This is a genomic window from Bradyrhizobium sp. AT1 (genome assembly GCF_001590795.1).
Taxonomy (GTDB): domain Bacteria; phylum Pseudomonadota; class Alphaproteobacteria; order Rhizobiales; family Xanthobacteraceae; genus Bradyrhizobium.
Window position 1 is genome coordinate 5,736,323 of the sequence record NZ_JXDL01000001.1, and the last position, 14,120, is coordinate 5,750,442.

Annotated in this window: 17 protein-coding genes; 13 read left to right on the forward strand and 4 right to left on the reverse strand. The window is 66.2% G+C overall.

The window, feature by feature from the left end; translation table 11 throughout:
• On the reverse strand, positions 1 to 795 hold a 795-nt coding region (locus tag SE92_RS26550; RefSeq protein ID WP_063200047.1), incomplete at its 3' end, for an alpha-D-ribose 1-methylphosphonate 5-triphosphate diphosphatase.
• The gene (locus SE92_RS26555) at positions 792 to 1,451 is read right to left on the reverse strand and encodes a transferase hexapeptide repeat family protein (RefSeq protein WP_063200049.1); all 660 of its coding nucleotides are present in this window, start codon (positions 1,449 to 1,451) and stop codon (positions 792 to 794) included. The genes SE92_RS26550 and SE92_RS26555, both read right to left, overlap by 4 nt.
• A gap of 172 nt (positions 1,452 to 1,623) precedes the next feature.
• Here SE92_RS26555 and phnC point away from each other — a divergent pair, with 172 nt between their 5' ends.
• From phnC to phnE (SE92_RS26575), 4 genes are all read left to right on the forward strand, one after another.
• Positions 1,624 to 2,433: a phosphonate ABC transporter ATP-binding protein gene (gene phnC / locus SE92_RS26560; protein ID WP_063200052.1), complete on the forward strand. Its 810-nt coding sequence runs from the start codon at positions 1,624 to 1,626 to the stop codon at positions 2,431 to 2,433.
• 59 nt (positions 2,434 to 2,492) lie between these two features.
• Positions 2,493 to 3,428, forward strand: a complete 936-nt coding sequence (gene phnD, locus SE92_RS26565; protein WP_063200055.1) for a phosphonate ABC transporter substrate-binding protein — start codon at positions 2,493 to 2,495, stop codon at positions 3,426 to 3,428.
• Positions 3,429 to 3,500: 72 nt separating this feature from the next.
• Positions 3,501 to 4,385 (forward strand): phosphonate ABC transporter, permease protein PhnE, encoded by an 885-nt coding sequence (phnE, locus tag SE92_RS26570; protein ID WP_063200058.1) that lies wholly within the window; start codon positions 3,501 to 3,503, stop codon positions 4,383 to 4,385.
• Positions 4,382 to 5,227, forward strand: coding sequence for a phosphonate ABC transporter, permease protein PhnE (phnE, locus tag SE92_RS26575; protein ID WP_063200061.1), 846 nt, complete (start codon positions 4,382 to 4,384; stop codon positions 5,225 to 5,227). The genes phnE (SE92_RS26570) and phnE (SE92_RS26575) overlap by 4 nt, the downstream gene beginning before the upstream one ends.
• Before the next feature lie 171 nt (positions 5,228 to 5,398).
• Here phnE (SE92_RS26575) and phnF read toward each other — a convergent pair whose 3' ends face one another.
• Positions 5,399 to 6,130: a phosphonate metabolism transcriptional regulator PhnF gene (gene phnF / locus SE92_RS26580; RefSeq protein WP_063200064.1), complete on the reverse strand. Its 732-nt coding sequence runs from the start codon at positions 6,128 to 6,130 to the stop codon at positions 5,399 to 5,401.
• A gap of 120 nt (positions 6,131 to 6,250) precedes the next feature.
• Between phnF and phnG the strand changes: the two genes are divergently transcribed.
• The 9 genes from phnG to SE92_RS26625 are packed head-to-tail and all read left to right on the forward strand — an operon-like array spanning position 6,251 to position 13,238.
• Positions 6,251 to 6,727 (forward strand): phosphonate C-P lyase system protein PhnG, encoded by a 477-nt coding sequence (gene phnG / locus SE92_RS26585; RefSeq protein ID WP_084251891.1) that lies wholly within the window; start codon positions 6,251 to 6,253, stop codon positions 6,725 to 6,727.
• A 4-nt stretch (positions 6,728 to 6,731) separates the two neighbouring features.
• Complete coding sequence (gene phnH / locus SE92_RS26590; protein WP_063200066.1) at positions 6,732 to 7,340, forward strand: phosphonate C-P lyase system protein PhnH; 609 nt, start codon at positions 6,732 to 6,734, stop codon at positions 7,338 to 7,340.
• A gap of 3 nt (positions 7,341 to 7,343) precedes the next feature.
• A complete protein-coding gene (locus tag SE92_RS26595; protein WP_063200068.1) occupies positions 7,344 to 8,447 on the forward strand; it encodes a carbon-phosphorus lyase complex subunit in 1,104 nt (367 codons plus the stop codon).
• Positions 8,444 to 9,334 (forward strand): alpha-D-ribose 1-methylphosphonate 5-phosphate C-P-lyase PhnJ, encoded by an 891-nt coding sequence (locus SE92_RS26600; protein WP_063200071.1) that lies wholly within the window; start codon positions 8,444 to 8,446, stop codon positions 9,332 to 9,334. The genes SE92_RS26595 and SE92_RS26600 overlap by 4 nt, the downstream gene beginning before the upstream one ends.
• On the forward strand, positions 9,327 to 10,124 hold the full coding sequence (gene phnK / locus SE92_RS26605) for a phosphonate C-P lyase system protein PhnK (RefSeq protein ID WP_063200074.1): 798 nt from the start codon (positions 9,327 to 9,329) through the stop codon (positions 10,122 to 10,124). Before SE92_RS26600 ends, phnK begins: the two co-directional genes overlap by 8 nt.
• A gap of 22 nt (positions 10,125 to 10,146) precedes the next feature.
• On the forward strand, positions 10,147 to 10,845 hold the full coding sequence (gene phnL, locus SE92_RS26610) for a phosphonate C-P lyase system protein PhnL (RefSeq protein ID WP_063200078.1): 699 nt from the start codon (positions 10,147 to 10,149) through the stop codon (positions 10,843 to 10,845).
• Positions 10,846 to 10,856: 11 nt separating this feature from the next.
• The gene (locus SE92_RS26615; protein WP_063203776.1) at positions 10,857 to 12,011 is read left to right on the forward strand and encodes an alpha-D-ribose 1-methylphosphonate 5-triphosphate diphosphatase; all 1,155 of its coding nucleotides are present in this window, start codon (positions 10,857 to 10,859) and stop codon (positions 12,009 to 12,011) included.
• Positions 12,008 to 12,604: a phosphonate metabolism protein/1,5-bisphosphokinase (PRPP-forming) PhnN gene (gene phnN, locus SE92_RS26620; RefSeq protein WP_063200081.1), complete on the forward strand. Its 597-nt coding sequence runs from the start codon at positions 12,008 to 12,010 to the stop codon at positions 12,602 to 12,604. The genes SE92_RS26615 and phnN overlap by 4 nt, the downstream gene beginning before the upstream one ends.
• Before the next feature lie 22 nt (positions 12,605 to 12,626).
• Entirely contained in the window at positions 12,627 to 13,238 is a 612-nt protein-coding gene (locus SE92_RS26625) for a pyridoxamine 5'-phosphate oxidase family protein (RefSeq protein ID WP_063200084.1), read from the forward strand.
• A 178-nt stretch (positions 13,239 to 13,416) separates the two neighbouring features.
• On the opposite strand, the gene SE92_RS26630 is transcribed toward SE92_RS26625, so the two are convergent.
• A partial coding sequence (locus SE92_RS26630) for an SDR family NAD(P)-dependent oxidoreductase (RefSeq protein WP_063921229.1) occupies positions 13,417 to 14,120 on the reverse strand: 704 nt, incomplete at its 5' end.

Here is a 14,120-nt window from a genome sequence, read left to right on the forward strand (position 1 = left end):
GGCATCGCCATGGTGTGCCGCCGCCTGCGCCGTCTCCTCGTTGATCGGAAACTCCGCGATCAAGGCGCCGAGCTCGCGAAATTCCTGGCGCATCGCCGGCGTCGCGTCGTCGTGCGAAAGCATCCGCACCTCGGCCGCGCGCGCCGTCGCGGCCAGCCGCGACACGGAAGCGGAAACCTCGTCAGCGCGCGAGACCACGCGCTCGACCAACCGGTCGAATTCCTCGGCCGACAGGCCGGTGCGCTCGACCATGCGGTTGCGCTTGCGCGGCTTGGCCATGTCGGCAACCGTGCCGTCCATGTGGTCGTTGAAGGCGAACAGGTCGACACGGCCCTCGCTGAGCCATTGTGCGATCTCGTTCTCCGCGTCGAGATTGTAGGTCTCATGCCTGAGATGGAAGCGGGTGTCGGCGGCGAATTGCGGACGCTGGCGCTCGATCGCCTCCATCAGCCCGCGCGCGTTGCCCGCACTGCGCAGGCCCGGCTCCCACGAACAGGTCGTGGCGTGAAACACCGTGGTGATGCCGTTGCTGATGGCCTGGCGGTCGCTGTCGGCGAGCGCGACGTCGATCGGAAAGTCGACGCCGGCGCGCGGCATCATCTGCCGCTCGAAGGCATCGCCATGGAGATCGACGATTCCGGGCAGCACCAGCAGGCTCCGCGCATCGATCGCCAACCGCGCCCGGCCGCGCGAGGTGTCTATCCCAGCGATGTCCTGTCCGGACACCGCCAACGAGGTTTCGACGAGCTCAGTGCCGATCAAGGCCCGGCCGCCCTCGAGGAAAATGTCTGTCACGCGACCGCGCTTCGTTTGCTGGCAGGGAGAATTGCTCGTGCTTCGTACGCCGCAAGAAATTCTTCAATCCCGAGCTTGCGGAAATCGGGCAGGGCCTCACGCAATTTGTCGTGATCCCAGTCCCACCAGGCCAGCTTGGCGAGCCGTCCGGCGATCTCCTCGGAGAAGCGCCGCCGCACGATGCGGGCCGGATTGCCGGCGACGATGGTGTAGGCCGGCACGTCCTTGGTGACGATGGCGCCGGCCGCGATCACCGCGCCGGTGCCGATGTTGCGGCCCGGCAGCACGATCGCGCCGTGGCCGATCCAGACGTCGTGGCCGATATGGACGTGATGCTGGCGCCGCCATTCGAAGAATTCGGCATCGTCGCTCTCGCCCTCGAAATAGGCGCTGGAGCGGTAGGTGAAATGCGCCTGGGTCGCGCGCTGCATCGGATGGTTGCCGGGATTGATCCGCGTCATCGCCGCGATCGAGCAGAATTTCCCGATGGTAGCGTAGGTGATCTGCGAATCGTTCACGACGTAGGAGTAGTCGCCCATCGCGACTTCATGCAGGATCGTGCGCGCGCCGACCTCGGTATAGGCGCCGAGCCTGGTCTCATGCAGCTTGGCCGAGGGATCGATGGTCGGCTGAACCGAGAGAGCTTTGGCGGCCATGGTGAATCCGAAGTTGCGGGGCGGCGTTCCTCATCGAGCGGCTTGATGACGATGTCATGACACGGCGATGACAGGGGATGAACTGCGTAGGATCGCCCCACCGCAACGCGCCTGTCACACAAGTGTTAAGCGCCGGCGTTAGCGGTGGGCCCCAGCTAATCTGGAGCCCTGCATGCTGGTGGTGGAAGGTCTGACGTGTCGCTTCGGCGCGAAAGCCGCGGTGGACGACGCTTCGTTTCAAATCTCCCCCGGCGGCTTCGTCGGTGTGATCGGGCGCTCCGGCGCCGGCAAGTCGACGCTGCTGCGGAGCATCAACCGCCTGGTGACGCCGACCGGCGGCCGCATCCTGTTCGAGGGCGTCGAGGTTACGGCCCTGCGCGGCAAGGAGTTGCGGCAGTGGCGGGCGCGCTCGGCGATGATCTTCCAGCAGTTCAACCTGGTCGGCCGGCTCGACGTTCTCACCAACGTGCTGATGGGACGCCTTGCCACGATGCCGGCCTGGCGTTCGCTGTCGCAGGCCTGGCCGGAGCAGGACAAGGCGCTGGCGATGTCGGCGCTCGAGCAGTTCGATATCGCCTCGCTCGCCGCCCAGCGCGCCGACCAGCTCTCCGGCGGTCAGCAGCAGCGCGTGGCGATCGCGCGCGCTTTGGTGCAGCAGCCCGACATCATTCTCGCCGACGAGCCGATCGCCTCGCTCGATCCGCGCAACACCAAGATCGTGATGGATGCGCTGCTGCGCATCAACAAGCATTTCGGCATCACCGTGATCTGCAATTTGCACTCGCTCGATCTGGCGCGCAGCTATTGCGATCGCCTGATCGGCATGGCGCAGGGGCGCGTGGTGTTCGATGGCGCGCCATCCGCGCTGACCGACCACGTCGCCCGTGAGCTCTACGATCTCGAAGCCGCAGATGTCATGGGCGCGATGCCCGTGCCAACGCCCGCTGGCGTGCCCGCGCTGGGAACGGCGGCGGCCGCCTGATCCATTCGTTTAGTTGCAAATCCTTGCGTCAACCGACCCCAACCGATGAAGAGGGTAACATGATCACTCGCAGATTAATCCTTGCCGGCGCCGCCGCGCTCGCGTTCACGGCCTCCGCCTCCGCCGAGGACTGGAAGGCCAAATATCCCGAGCTGACCTTCGCGGTCGTCCCCGCCGAGAACGCCTCCGGCGTCACCGAGCGCTGGGCGCCGTTCATGAGCTATCTCTCCAAGGAATTGGGCGTGAAGGTCACGCTGCGCATCGCCAATGACTACGCCGCTGTCATCGAAGGCCAGCGCGCCGGCAACATCCACATCGCCAGCTACGGTTCGGCCTCGTTCGCCCGCGCCCGCCTCACCGGCGTCAAGACCGATGCCTTCGCCAACGACATCAACGCGGACGGCTCGACCGGCTATTATTCCGTGTTCTTCGTCAAGGCGAGCAGCGCCTACAAGAAGATCGACGACCTCAAGGGCAAGAACCTCGGCCTGGTCGATCCGAACTCGACCTCCGGCAACAACGTGCCGCGCTTCGAGCTCGACAAGATGGGCATCCACGATGCCGAGGGCTATTTCAGCAAGGTCGTCTTCACCGGCAGCCACGAGAACGCGATGCTGGCGTTGTCGCAAGGAACGGTGGACGTCGCGGCCAACCAGTGGACCACCGACGACGATTCGACGCTGGCGCAGATGCTGACCAAGGGCATGCTCAAGAACTCCGACGGCTCGCCGATGAAGAAGGACGATTTCCGTATCATCCACAAGTCGGCACCGATCATCAATGGCCCCTACGCCTACAACTCCGACCTGCCTGATGACGCCAAGGCGGCCATCGCGAAGGCCTTCTTCGACGCACCGGTCAAGGACAAGGCGGCGTTTGATCGCCTCCAGGACGGCCAGAAGAAGGGTTTCAATCACGCCACCACCAAGGACTGGGATGGCACGATCGAGCTGATCAAGTTCGTCGACGCGCTGCGTAAGAAGAAGGCGTCCTGAGTATCGGGACGATGGCACTGGAGCCGGGTCGATCGACCCGGCTCTTTCTTTGACGGGGCTCATCTTACGCCGATGACGACAGCGGTTTCGATCCTTCCCGAGCAGCAGCTCGCCGTGCTCAACGCCGCCTATCGCCAGGCGGTCGCACGCAGGCGATGGCGCCTGCTGTTGGGCATCGCGGTCTTCGCCGCGGCACTGTTGCTCGCCGCGATCGGCGCCGAAGTGAATCTGCGCACGCTGTTCACCTATTTCGGCAACTTCCTGAGCTATTTCGACCGCATCTTCACCCTCGACAGCGGCCAGCGCGTCTGGACCGATGTCGGCGAGTGGCTCTGGGGCTGGCGCAAATGGCTGAAGATGCTGGGCGAGACCCTGCTCATCAGCTATGTCGGTACGCTGATCGGCGCGACCCTCGCATTCTGCCTGAATTTCTTCGCCGCCGAGAACACCTCGCCCGCGCCTTGGCTGCGCTTCACGGTGCGGCGCCTGCTCGAATTTGCCCGCACCGTCCCCGGCATCGTGTTCGCGCTGGTGTTCGTGATCGCCTTCGGGCTCGGGCCGATGGCCGGCGTGCTGGCGATCGCGATCCATTCCACCGGCGCGCTCGGCAAGCTGTTTTCGGAGATCGTCGAGAACGCCGACATGAAGCCGGTCGAGGGCATCCGCTCGACTGGCGCGAGCTGGCTGTCCTGCATGCGCTTCGCCGTGGTGCCGCAGGTGACCGCGGGCTACGCCAGTTATGCGCTGCTGCGCTTCGAGATCAACGTCCGCGAAGCTTCCGTGATGGGCTTCGTCGGCGCTGGCGGCATTGGCCAGGAGCTCGTGGTTGCCATCCGCAAGTTCTATTATTCGGACGTCAGTGCCATCCTGCTCACCATCATCGTCACGGTGTTCGTCATCGACATCACCACCGGCTGGCTGCGCGGCCGCCTGTTCGGCAAGGAGGCGCGGACGTGACGCCGCACGAGGTCGATCCGCGCGAGCTTCGCGCGCGCTACCCCGATGTGTTCGACCGGCCCGCCTCGGCGCGGCTCGCCATGCCGGCGATGATCGTCGCGGCGTTCGCGATCCTGATTTACGGCCTCGTCGATCTCGATTTTTCGCCGTCGCGGTTCATCGCGGGTCTCAACCAGCTCGGCTGGATCACCTTGATGATGATCCCGCCGGATCCCGGATCGTCGCTGCCGGTCTATCTGAAGGCGCTCGGCGAGACGCTGTCGATCGCGCTGCTCGGCACCACGCTGGCTGCCGTGTTCGCGCTCCCGGTCAGCCTGCTCGCTGCGCGCAACATCGTGCCGTCGAGCATCCTGCGCTTTCCGGTGCGCCGCTTTCTCGATTCGATCCGCGGCGTCGACACGCTGATCTGGGCGCTGGTGTGGATCAACGTCGTCGGGCTCGGCCCGTTCGCCGGTGTGCTCGCCATCGCGGTGTCGGATTTCGGCGCGTTCGGCAAATTGTTCTCGGAGGCGATCGAGGGCGCCGACCAGAAGCAGGTCGAAGGCATCCGCGCCTCCGGCGGCAGCGCGCTGCACGAGATCCGTTTCGGGCTGTTGCCGCAGGTGCTGCCTGTCATCGCCGGCCAGGTGCTCTATTTCATCGAGTCCAACACCCGCTCGGCCACCATCATCGGCATCGTCGGCGCCGGCGGCATCGGCCTTCAGCTCGCCGAGCAGATCCGCGTCTTGGAATGGCAGAAGGTGTCGTTCCTGATCCTGATGATTTTGGTCGCCGTCGCCGCGATCGATTTCATCTCAAGCAAGCTGCGCTTTGCGATCATCGGGCGCAGGGCGGTGGCTTGAGTTTTTTCCTTCTCCCCTTGTGGGAGAAGGTGGCGCGAAGCGCCGGATGAGGGGTCTGTCTCCGCAAGTTCGGCGCGAGAGATTCGCTCGCGGAGAGAACCCCTCACCCGTCTCGCCGCAATTGCGGCGAGCCACCCTCTCCCACAAGGGGAGAGGGAAGAAGCGGTCACGTCACCCGTTCTCCACCAGAAACTCCACCCGCTCTGCCGCAAATCGCGAATGCTTGGTCATCAGCGGCCTGCCCTCGAGATCATGGTCGGTCGCATCGACTACCAGGATCGGGCGTCCTAGCGCCAGATCCAGCCGAGCGGCGTCGGTGGCGTCGACGATGCCGGCGGTGATCCGGGTCGCGCCGCGGCGATAGTCGCGCACGCCATAATGTTCCAGCAGCTTCGTCATCGAGCGCGTTGCTGCGAACACGGCGCCCGCACCGGGAAACAACTCCGCCGAGAGCCAGGTGGTCGAGACGCAGATCGGCGTGCGGTCGGCGAGGCGGATCGCCTCGATTCGCACCAGGGGCGCGCCGGCCTTCAGGCCGAGCTCGCGCGCCAGCTCGCGGGTGGCGATATCGTCCGAGGCCTCGATCAGCTGGCCGCGCGGCTCGCGGCCGCCGGCGCCGACGATCTCGGAGAAGCGGGTGCGTGAGCGCAGGGGATAGGCGAGCTTCTGCGCTTCGACATAGGTTCCGCTGCCGCGTTCGGCACGCACCAAGCCGCGCTCGGCAAGGGCGGCCAGCGCGCGCCGCACGGTGTGGCGGTTGACGCGATAGGTTTCGGCGATCTCCATCTCGCCCGGCAATTTGTCGCCGGCCGCAAAGCGCCCGTCGGCGATGCCGCGCTCGATGCCGTCGGCAACGAGGCGCCACAGCGCGACGCCGGACGATGCAGTGTCTTGCATGCTCATGTCGCCGGTCAGCCTAGCCCAGAAATCACGCGCTTGTCACGAAACAGTCATGGCGCTCCCGTATGAAGTTGTCTATTATCATAGACAACTTCGGTGCGGCAAGTTCTGTCCAAAGGTTCGGTGAATCCTGTGACCCAGCACAATACCCAGCAAGCCCAGCGCAAGGCCGCCATGGCCGTGCTGGCGCACGCGGAGGCGGGCGAGATCGCCGCCCGCCTCCGCGACTTGGCTCTGGATGTGGCTCTGCCGCCCCATCAGGACCTGCGCGCGCCGGAAAACGGCCTCGTCATGCTGCGCGGCCGGGCCGGCGGCGACGGCGCGCCGTTCAACCTCGGCGAGGCCACGGTATCGCGCGCGGCGGTCCGGCTTGCGAGCGGTGAGGTCGGCTTCGGCTACACGCTCGGGCGCGACGGTGAGAAGGCGCGGCTGATCGCGCTGTGCGACGCGCTGGTGCAATCCCGTGATTTCGGCGGCGCCGTGGAGCGGGACGTAATCGCGCCGTTGCGTGAGCAGCTTATGGTCAGGCGCAAGCAGGCTGCGGCCGAGACCGCAGCCACGAAGGTTGATTTCTACACCATGGTGCGCGGTGAGGGGTGAGATCATGACCACGATTGCGGAATTGCCGCCGGGTTTCGCCGACAAGGTGCTGTCGGCGCAATCGACCTTTCGCTCGGTGATGGACGCGATGGCGCGGCCCGGCTCGGTCCAGCGCATCGTGCCGGGCGCGGGGACGCCCGACAGGATGATGCGCGGCACCGCCGCGATCGCGCTGACCCTGTTCGATCACGACACACCGCTCTGGCTCGATGTGCGGATGGCGGAGAGCTCGGACGTGCTGAAATGGCTCAAGTTCCACACCGGCGCACCCGTGGTGCAGGATACGTCGATCGCGAGTTTTGCGCTGATCAGCGACGGCGCCTTGCTGCCCGCGCTCGATCGCTTCGCGCTCGGCACCAGCGAATATCCGGATCGCTCGACCACGGTCATCCTGCAGGTCGAGCGCCTCGATGCAGGCCGTAGCTTCGAGCTGCGTGGCCCCGGCATCGATGGCGCCGCGCGGCTACAGGCCTCAATCAAGCCGTTCGATCTGTTCGAGCGTCTCGCGTTCAACGAGCCGCTGTTTCCGCGCGGCATCGATGTGGTGCTGGTCGCCGATGACGCCGTGGTGGCGATCCCTCGCACCACGCGAATCGTGAGCAAGGGAAGCTGAAGCATGTATGTCGCAGTCAAAGGCGGCGAACGCGCCATCGAGAACGCCCACCGCCTGCTCGCGGACAAGCGGCGCGGTGACCAAAGCGTTCCCGAGGTCACGCTCGACCAGATCTCGGAGCAGCTTGGCCTCGCCGTGGACCGCGTCATGAGCGAAGGCTCGCTCTACGACCGTGAGCTGGCCTCGCTGGCGATCAAGCAGGCGCGCGGCGATCTGATCGAGGCGATCTTCCTGGTCCGCGCCTTCCGCGCCACCATGCCGCGTTTCGGCGCCAGCGAGCCGGTCGACACCGGCGCGATGCGGGTGCAGCGGCGGGTGTCCTCGACCTTCAAGGATATTCCCGGCGGCCAGATCCTCGGGCCGACCTTCGACTACACCCACCGCCTGCTCGATCCCTCGCTCGCGCAAGGTTTCGTGCCGGAGGCACCGGCCACGGCCGATGCGTCCACGGCGCCGACGCCGCGCGTGACCGACATTCTCGGCCGCGACGGCCTCATCGAATCCTCGCCGCAGGCCGAAGATGGCGCCAGCGTCGGCGACCTCACTCGCGAGCCGCTGAATTTTCCGGCGGACCGCGATCTGCGCCTGCAAAATCTCGCGCGCGGCGATGAAGGCTTCCTGCTGGCGATGGGCTATTCCACCCAGCGCGGCTATGGCCGCAACCATCCCTTCGCCGGCGAGATCCGCTTCGGCGAGGTCGAGGTGGAGTTCGCGGCAGAGGACGTCGGCTTCGCGGTGCCGCTCGGCTCCATCGAGCTCACCGAGTGCCAGATGGTCAACCAGTTCAAGGGCTCCGCGACCGAGGCACCATGCTTCACCCGCGGCTATGGCCTCGCCTTCGGCCAGAGCGAGCGCAAGACCATGTCGATGGCGCTGGTCGACCGCGCGCTGCGCGCCCGCGAGCTCGGCGAAGAGGTGCGTGCCCCCGCGCAGGACGAAGAATTCGTGATGTCGCATTCGGACAACGTCCAGGCGACCGGCTTCGTCGAGCATCTCAAGCTGCCGCATTATGTCGACTTCCAGTCCGAGCTCGGACTGCTCCGCAAGCTGCGTCAGGAGTTCGCGGATGCCCAAGCGCCCGATGCCATGAAGGAAGCCGCGGAATGAACGCGCCCGCCTACAACTTTGCCTATCTCGACGAGCAGACCAAGCGGATGATCCGCCGCGCCATCCTCAAGGCGATCGCGATCCCCGGCTATCAGGTGCCGTTCGCCAGCCGCGAAATGCCGATGCCCTATGGCTGGGGCACCGGCGGCGTGCAGGTCACCGCCGCGATCCTCGGCCCCGACGACGTGCTCAAGGTGATCGACCAGGGCTCCGACGACACCACCAACGCGATCTCGATCCGCAAATTCTTCGCCAAGACCGCCGGCGTTGCCACCACCACGGCGACGATTGATGCGACCGTGATCCAGACCCGTCACCGCATCCCGGAGACGGCGCTGCACGAGAACCAGGTGCTGGTCTATCAGGTGCCGATCCCGGAGCCGCTGCGCTTCCTCGAGCCGCGCGAGACCGAGACGCGGCGCATGCATGCGCTCGCCGAATACGGCCTGATGCATGTCAAGCTCTATGAGGACATCGCCCGCTTCGGTCACATCGCCACCGCCTACGCCTATCCGGTGAAGGTGAACGCGCGTTACGTGATGGACCCGTCGCCGACGCCGAAATTCGACAATCCCAAGATGGACAATTGCCCGGCGCTGCAATTGTTCGGTGCCGGCCGCGAGAAGCGCATCTATGCGATCCCGCCGTACACCCAGGTGGTCTCGCTCGATTTCGAGGATCATCCGTTCGAGCCTTATCGCTTCAATGCGCCCTGCGCGCTGTGCGGCGCGGAGAATTCCTATCTCGACGAGATCGTCACCGACGACGAGGGCAGCCGCATGTTCGTGTGCTCGGACACCGACTATTGCGAGGGCCGCCAGGCCGCCGGCCACCACGGCAGCCTCAGCGCCGCGCCCTACAAGGAGAAGGCGGGCTCACATGGCTGATCACGATCTGCTCGAGAACGACGAACCGCTGCTGGTTGCGACCTCGCTCAGCAAGTCCTTCGGCCGCATCGCCGCGTGCCGCGACGTGTCGTTCTCGCTCTATCCCGGCGAGGTGCTCGCGATCGTCGGCGAGTCCGGCTCGGGCAAGTCGACGCTGCTCCAGCTCCTGTCGGGCCAGCTTGCGGCCAGTGCCGGCCACGTCTCCTACCGGATGCGCGACGGTGTCGCGCGCGATCTCGCCACGCTCGGCGAAGCCGAGCGGCGCTTCCTGTTCCGGACCGATTGGGGTTTCGTGCACCAGGACCCCGCGCAGGGCCTGCGCATGGCGGTGTCGGCCGGCGCCAATGTCGGCGAGCGGTTGATGGCGGTGGGCTGGAATCATTATGGCCGCATCCGCGACACAGCATCAGACTGGCTGACGCGCGTCGAGATCGACACAGCGCGCATCGACGACGCGCCGCGCACCTATTCCGGCGGCATGCGCCAGCGGCTTCAGATCGCGCGCAACCTCGTCACCGAGCCGCGGCTGGTGTTCATGGACGAGCCGACCGGCGGCCTCGACGTCTCGGTGCAGGCCCGCCTGCTCGACCTCCTGCGCAGCCTCGTCGCCGAGCTGAATCTCGCCGTCATCATCGTCACCCACGATCTCGCGGTGGCGCGGCTACTGTCCCACCGGGTGATGGTGATGAAGGGCGGCCGGGTCATCGAGACGGGTCTCACCGATCAGGTGCTCGACGATCCCCGCGAGCCCTATACGCAACTCCTCGTCTCCTCGATCCTGCCGCCATGAACCTTTCAATACGAGCTCACAGATGACCGCCATGATCGACATCACCGACGCCAAGAAGACCTTCACGATGCACCTGCAGGGCGGCATCGAATTGCCGGTCGTCAGCGGTGTTACCTTCCAGGTCAATCCCGGCGAGTGCGTCGTGCTGTCCGGGCCATCAGGCGCCGGCAAGTCGTCGATCCTGAAGATGATCTTCGGCAACTACCGCTGCGATAGCGGCCGTATCGGCATCCGCCATCGCGACGCGCTGATCGATCTCGCCAGCGCCGAGCCGCGCCAGGTGCTCAACGTCCGCCGTTCCACTATCGGCTATGTCAGCCAGTTCCTGCGCGCGGTGCCGCGCGTGGCCACCATCGACGTCGTCGCCGAGCCTCTGATCGTCAATGGCGCGAGCCGGGCCGATGCACAGGCGCGTGCCGGCGAGCTGCTGCAGCGCCTCAACATTCCCGCGCGGCTCTGGCAGCTGCCGCCCGCGACCTTCTCCGGCGGCGAGCAGCAGCGCGTCAACATCGCGCGCGGCTTCATCTCTGACCTGCCGATACTGCTGCTCGACGAGCCGACCGCCTCGCTCGATGCCGCCAACCGGGCCGTCGTGGTCGAGCTGGTCGCTGAAAAGAAACGTCAGGGCGTCGCCATGGTCGCCATTGTCCATGACGACGAAATCCGTCATCTGATTGCCGACCGCATCGTCGACGTCACCAGCTTTGCCGCCGCCGCCTGAAGGACATGGACATGAACGCCCCGAAGGATATCGTGATCGCCAATGCCAGGATCGTGCTGGCCGACCGGGTGATCGAGCAGGGCTGGCTGGCTCTTGCCGAAGGCTGCATCGCCGAGATCGGCGAGGGCCGGGCGCCCGCAGGTGCGGAGGATGCCGGCGGCGATCTGATCATGCCGGGCCTGATCGAGCTGCACACCGACCATCTCGAAGCGCACTACGTGCCGCGCCCGAAAGTGTTCTGGAATCCGGTCGCCGCCGTGATCTCCTATGACGGTCAGCTCGCGACGTCAGGCATCACCACTGTGTTCGATTCGCTCCGGGTCTGGCGCGAGGACGGCGCCGAGGAGGTGGACGGCCGCGCCGGCGTGCTCGCCGCCGCCATCACCACCGCTCGCGACGCAAATCTCTTGCGCGCCGACCACTTCCTGCATCTGCGCTGCGAGATCCCGATGCCGAGCGTGGTCGAGGAAGCCAAGGAGCTGATCGATCGCCCCGACGTCAAGCTGATGTCGTTGATGGACCACACGCCCGGCCAGCGCCAGTTCCGCGACGAGGTCAAGCTGCGCGATTATTACCGCGGCAAGGGCGGCGGCAAGACCGATGCCGAGCTCGATGAGTTGTTCGCCAAGCGGTTCGAATATCAGAGGCTTTATGCCGCGGCCAACATGCGCGAGATCGTGGCGCTGGCGCAGGCCTACAAGATCCCGCTCGCCAGCCATGACGACACCACCGATGAGAATGTCGCGGATGCCGTGCGTGACGGCGTCGCCGTCGCGGAGTTCCCGACCACGCTGGAGGCTGCGCGTGGCCTGCACGAGGCCGGCATCGACATCCTGATGGGCGCGCCCAACGTCGTGCGCGGCGGTTCGCATTCCGGCAACATCGCCGCGGTCGATCTCGCCCGCGAAGGTCTGCTCGACATCCTGTCGTCGGACTACATCCCGTCGAGCCTTCTGATGGGCGCGCTGCAGCTGCCCGAGCATGCGCCCGCAATCAGCCTTCCTGCCGCGATCCGCACCGTGACGAAGGCGCCGGCCGAGGCGGTTGGCCTCACCGACCGCGGCGAGGTCGCGACCGGCAAGCGCGCCGACCTGATCCGCGTGCATGTCGCAGGCCATGTTCCGGTCGTCCGCAGCGTCTGGCGCGAAGGACACCGCGTCGCATGAGCGAGACCGCGACCATGGCGCAGGACGCGGCAAGTGGGGTCGGGCCTGGACGGCTCGTGCTCGTGGTCGGCCCCAGCGGCGCCGGCAAGGACACGCTGTTGCGACTGGCGCGGGCGGCGAGCGTCGACGATGCCGGCGTCGTCTTTCCGCGCCGTGTCGTGACGCGCGAGTCCTCCGCCGACGAGGACAACATTGCGATGACGCCGGACGAATTCCGCCGCGCGCGCGAGCACGGCGATTTCGCGGTGCATTGGGAGGCGCATGGGCACTCCTACGCCTTGTCCACCGAGATCAACGACGATATCCGCGCCGGCCGCACGGTCGTCGTCAACGTCTCACGCACGGTGATCTCCGCACTCCGCCGGACCTACGCGAACGTCGTAGTGGTCGCCGTCACGGCGCCGCCGGAGGTCTTGGCGGCGCGGCTCGCCGCACGGGCGCGGCACAGCGACGGTAACATCGCCGAGCGCCTCACCCGCAGCGTCGACGATGCCTCGGCGCTTGCCGATGTCACCATTCTCAACGCCGGCAGCGCGGACTATCATGGCCGCCAGCTCCTGCGGGTGATCAGGAACCAAGGCTGGCACGAATAGCCAGCGCAACCAGGAGAGCGGAATGTCGGTGATCGCGACGGTCGAGCAACTCGAAGCCATCTACGGCGTCACCAACGACGCCTCGACCGTGAAAGTCGCCGACCATGTCACGCCGCTCTATCGCGTCTTCATCGAGAAAGCGCCGTTCGCCGCGCTCGCCACCATCGGGCCCGAGGGCATCGATTGCTCACCGCGCGGCGATCTGCCCGGCTTCGTCCGCATTCACGATCCCAAGACGCTGATGCTACCGGATCGCCGCGGCAACAACCGGGTCGATTCCCTGCGCAACATCGTGCGCGATCCCCGGGTGTCGCTGATGTTCCTGATTCCCGGCTCCGGCAACGCGACCCGTGTCAACGGCCGCGCCCATCTTTCCATCGATCCGGAGCTGCTGGCTTCGTTCAAGGTCGAAGGCAAGGCGCCGCGCAGCGTCATGGTGATGAAGGTCGACGAGATCTACTTCCAATGCGCCCGCGCCATCGTCCGCTCCGACCTCTGGAATCCCGACAAGCGCGTCGACCCCAAGACGCTGCCGACGCCCGGCCAGATCCTCGCCGAGATGAGCGACAACAAGGTCGGCGGTGCGGAATACGATCGCATCTGGCCCGAGCGCGCCGCCGCGACGATGTGGTGAGCTTCTTACCCTCTCCCCCTGTGGGAGAGGGTGGCTCGCCGCGAAGCGGCGAGACGGGTGAGGGGTATCTGTCCTCACGAGAAGTGTTGCATGCGGACAGATACCCCTCATCCGGCGCTTCGCGCCACCTTCTCCCACAAGGGGAGAAGGAAGAGGGAGCCCGCTGCGAGCAGCAGCCTTAACTAAACGCCATGCCGCCGCTCAGCGCGACCGTCTGCCCGGTCATGTAGGCATTGTCCACCAGCAGCATCACGGCCTTGGCCACCTCGTCCGCCGTGCCGAAGCGTCCGAGCGGGATGCGGCTGACGAGCTGAGGCTGGCCGCTCATCATGTCGGTCTCGATCAGCGACGGCGCCACCGCATTGACGGTGATGCCGTCCTTCACCAGCCGCGCCGCATAGCCTCGCGTCAAGCCCTCGATGCCGGCCTTGGATGCATTGTAATGCGGACCGATCGAGCCGGCGCCGCGCGCGGCACCGGAAGAGATGTTGACGATGCGGCCCCATTTCCGCGCGCGCATCGAGGGCAGCACGGCCTGCGTGCACAGGAAGGCGGATTTCAGATTGACCAGGATGGTGCGGTCAAAATCCTCCTCGGTGAGATCGTCGACGCCCCGCGTGATCGCGATACCGGCATTGTTGACGAGGATGTCGATCGGTCCGAGCCCGGCCGTCACGCGCTCGATCATGCCGGCCACAGCCTCTGCTTGCGAGACGTCGGCGGCAACGACGATGGCACGGCCACCCTGCTTGACGATCTCGCCCGCAAGCTGCTCGGCCTGGCCGATCTGCTCGCGGCAGTTGATCGCCACCGCCGCGCCTGATGCGGCCAGCGCGCGAGAAACGGCAGCGCCAATCCCGCGTGATCCGCCGGTGACGAGCG

Bases quoted from the DNA above. Each gene is read 5' to 3' on its own strand.
- SE92_RS26555 (WP_063200049.1), bottom strand. From the start codon at position 1,451: ATGGCCGCCAAAGCTCTCTCGGTTCAGCCGACCATCGATCCCTCGGCC.
- phnC (WP_063200052.1), top strand. From the start codon at position 1,624: ATGCTGGTGGTGGAAGGTCTGACGTGTCGCTTCGGCGCGAAAGCCGCG.
- phnD (WP_063200055.1), top strand. From the start codon at position 2,493: ATGATCACTCGCAGATTAATCCTTGCCGGCGCCGCCGCGCTCGCGTTC.
- phnE (WP_063200058.1), top strand. From the start codon at position 3,501: ATGACGACAGCGGTTTCGATCCTTCCCGAGCAGCAGCTCGCCGTGCTC.
- phnF (WP_063200064.1), bottom strand. From the start codon at position 6,130: ATGAGCATGCAAGACACTGCATCGTCCGGCGTCGCGCTGTGGCGCCTC.
- phnH (WP_063200066.1), top strand. From the start codon at position 6,732: ATGACCACGATTGCGGAATTGCCGCCGGGTTTCGCCGACAAGGTGCTG.
- SE92_RS26595 (WP_063200068.1), top strand. From the start codon at position 7,344: ATGTATGTCGCAGTCAAAGGCGGCGAACGCGCCATCGAGAACGCCCAC.
- SE92_RS26600 (WP_063200071.1), top strand. From the start codon at position 8,444: ATGAACGCGCCCGCCTACAACTTTGCCTATCTCGACGAGCAGACCAAG.
- phnK (WP_063200074.1), top strand. From the start codon at position 9,327: ATGGCTGATCACGATCTGCTCGAGAACGACGAACCGCTGCTGGTTGCG.
- phnL (WP_063200078.1), top strand. From the start codon at position 10,147: ATGACCGCCATGATCGACATCACCGACGCCAAGAAGACCTTCACGATG.
- SE92_RS26615 (WP_063203776.1), top strand. From the start codon at position 10,857: ATGAACGCCCCGAAGGATATCGTGATCGCCAATGCCAGGATCGTGCTG.
- phnN (WP_063200081.1), top strand. From the start codon at position 12,008: ATGAGCGAGACCGCGACCATGGCGCAGGACGCGGCAAGTGGGGTCGGG.
- SE92_RS26625 (WP_063200084.1), top strand. From the start codon at position 12,627: ATGTCGGTGATCGCGACGGTCGAGCAACTCGAAGCCATCTACGGCGTC.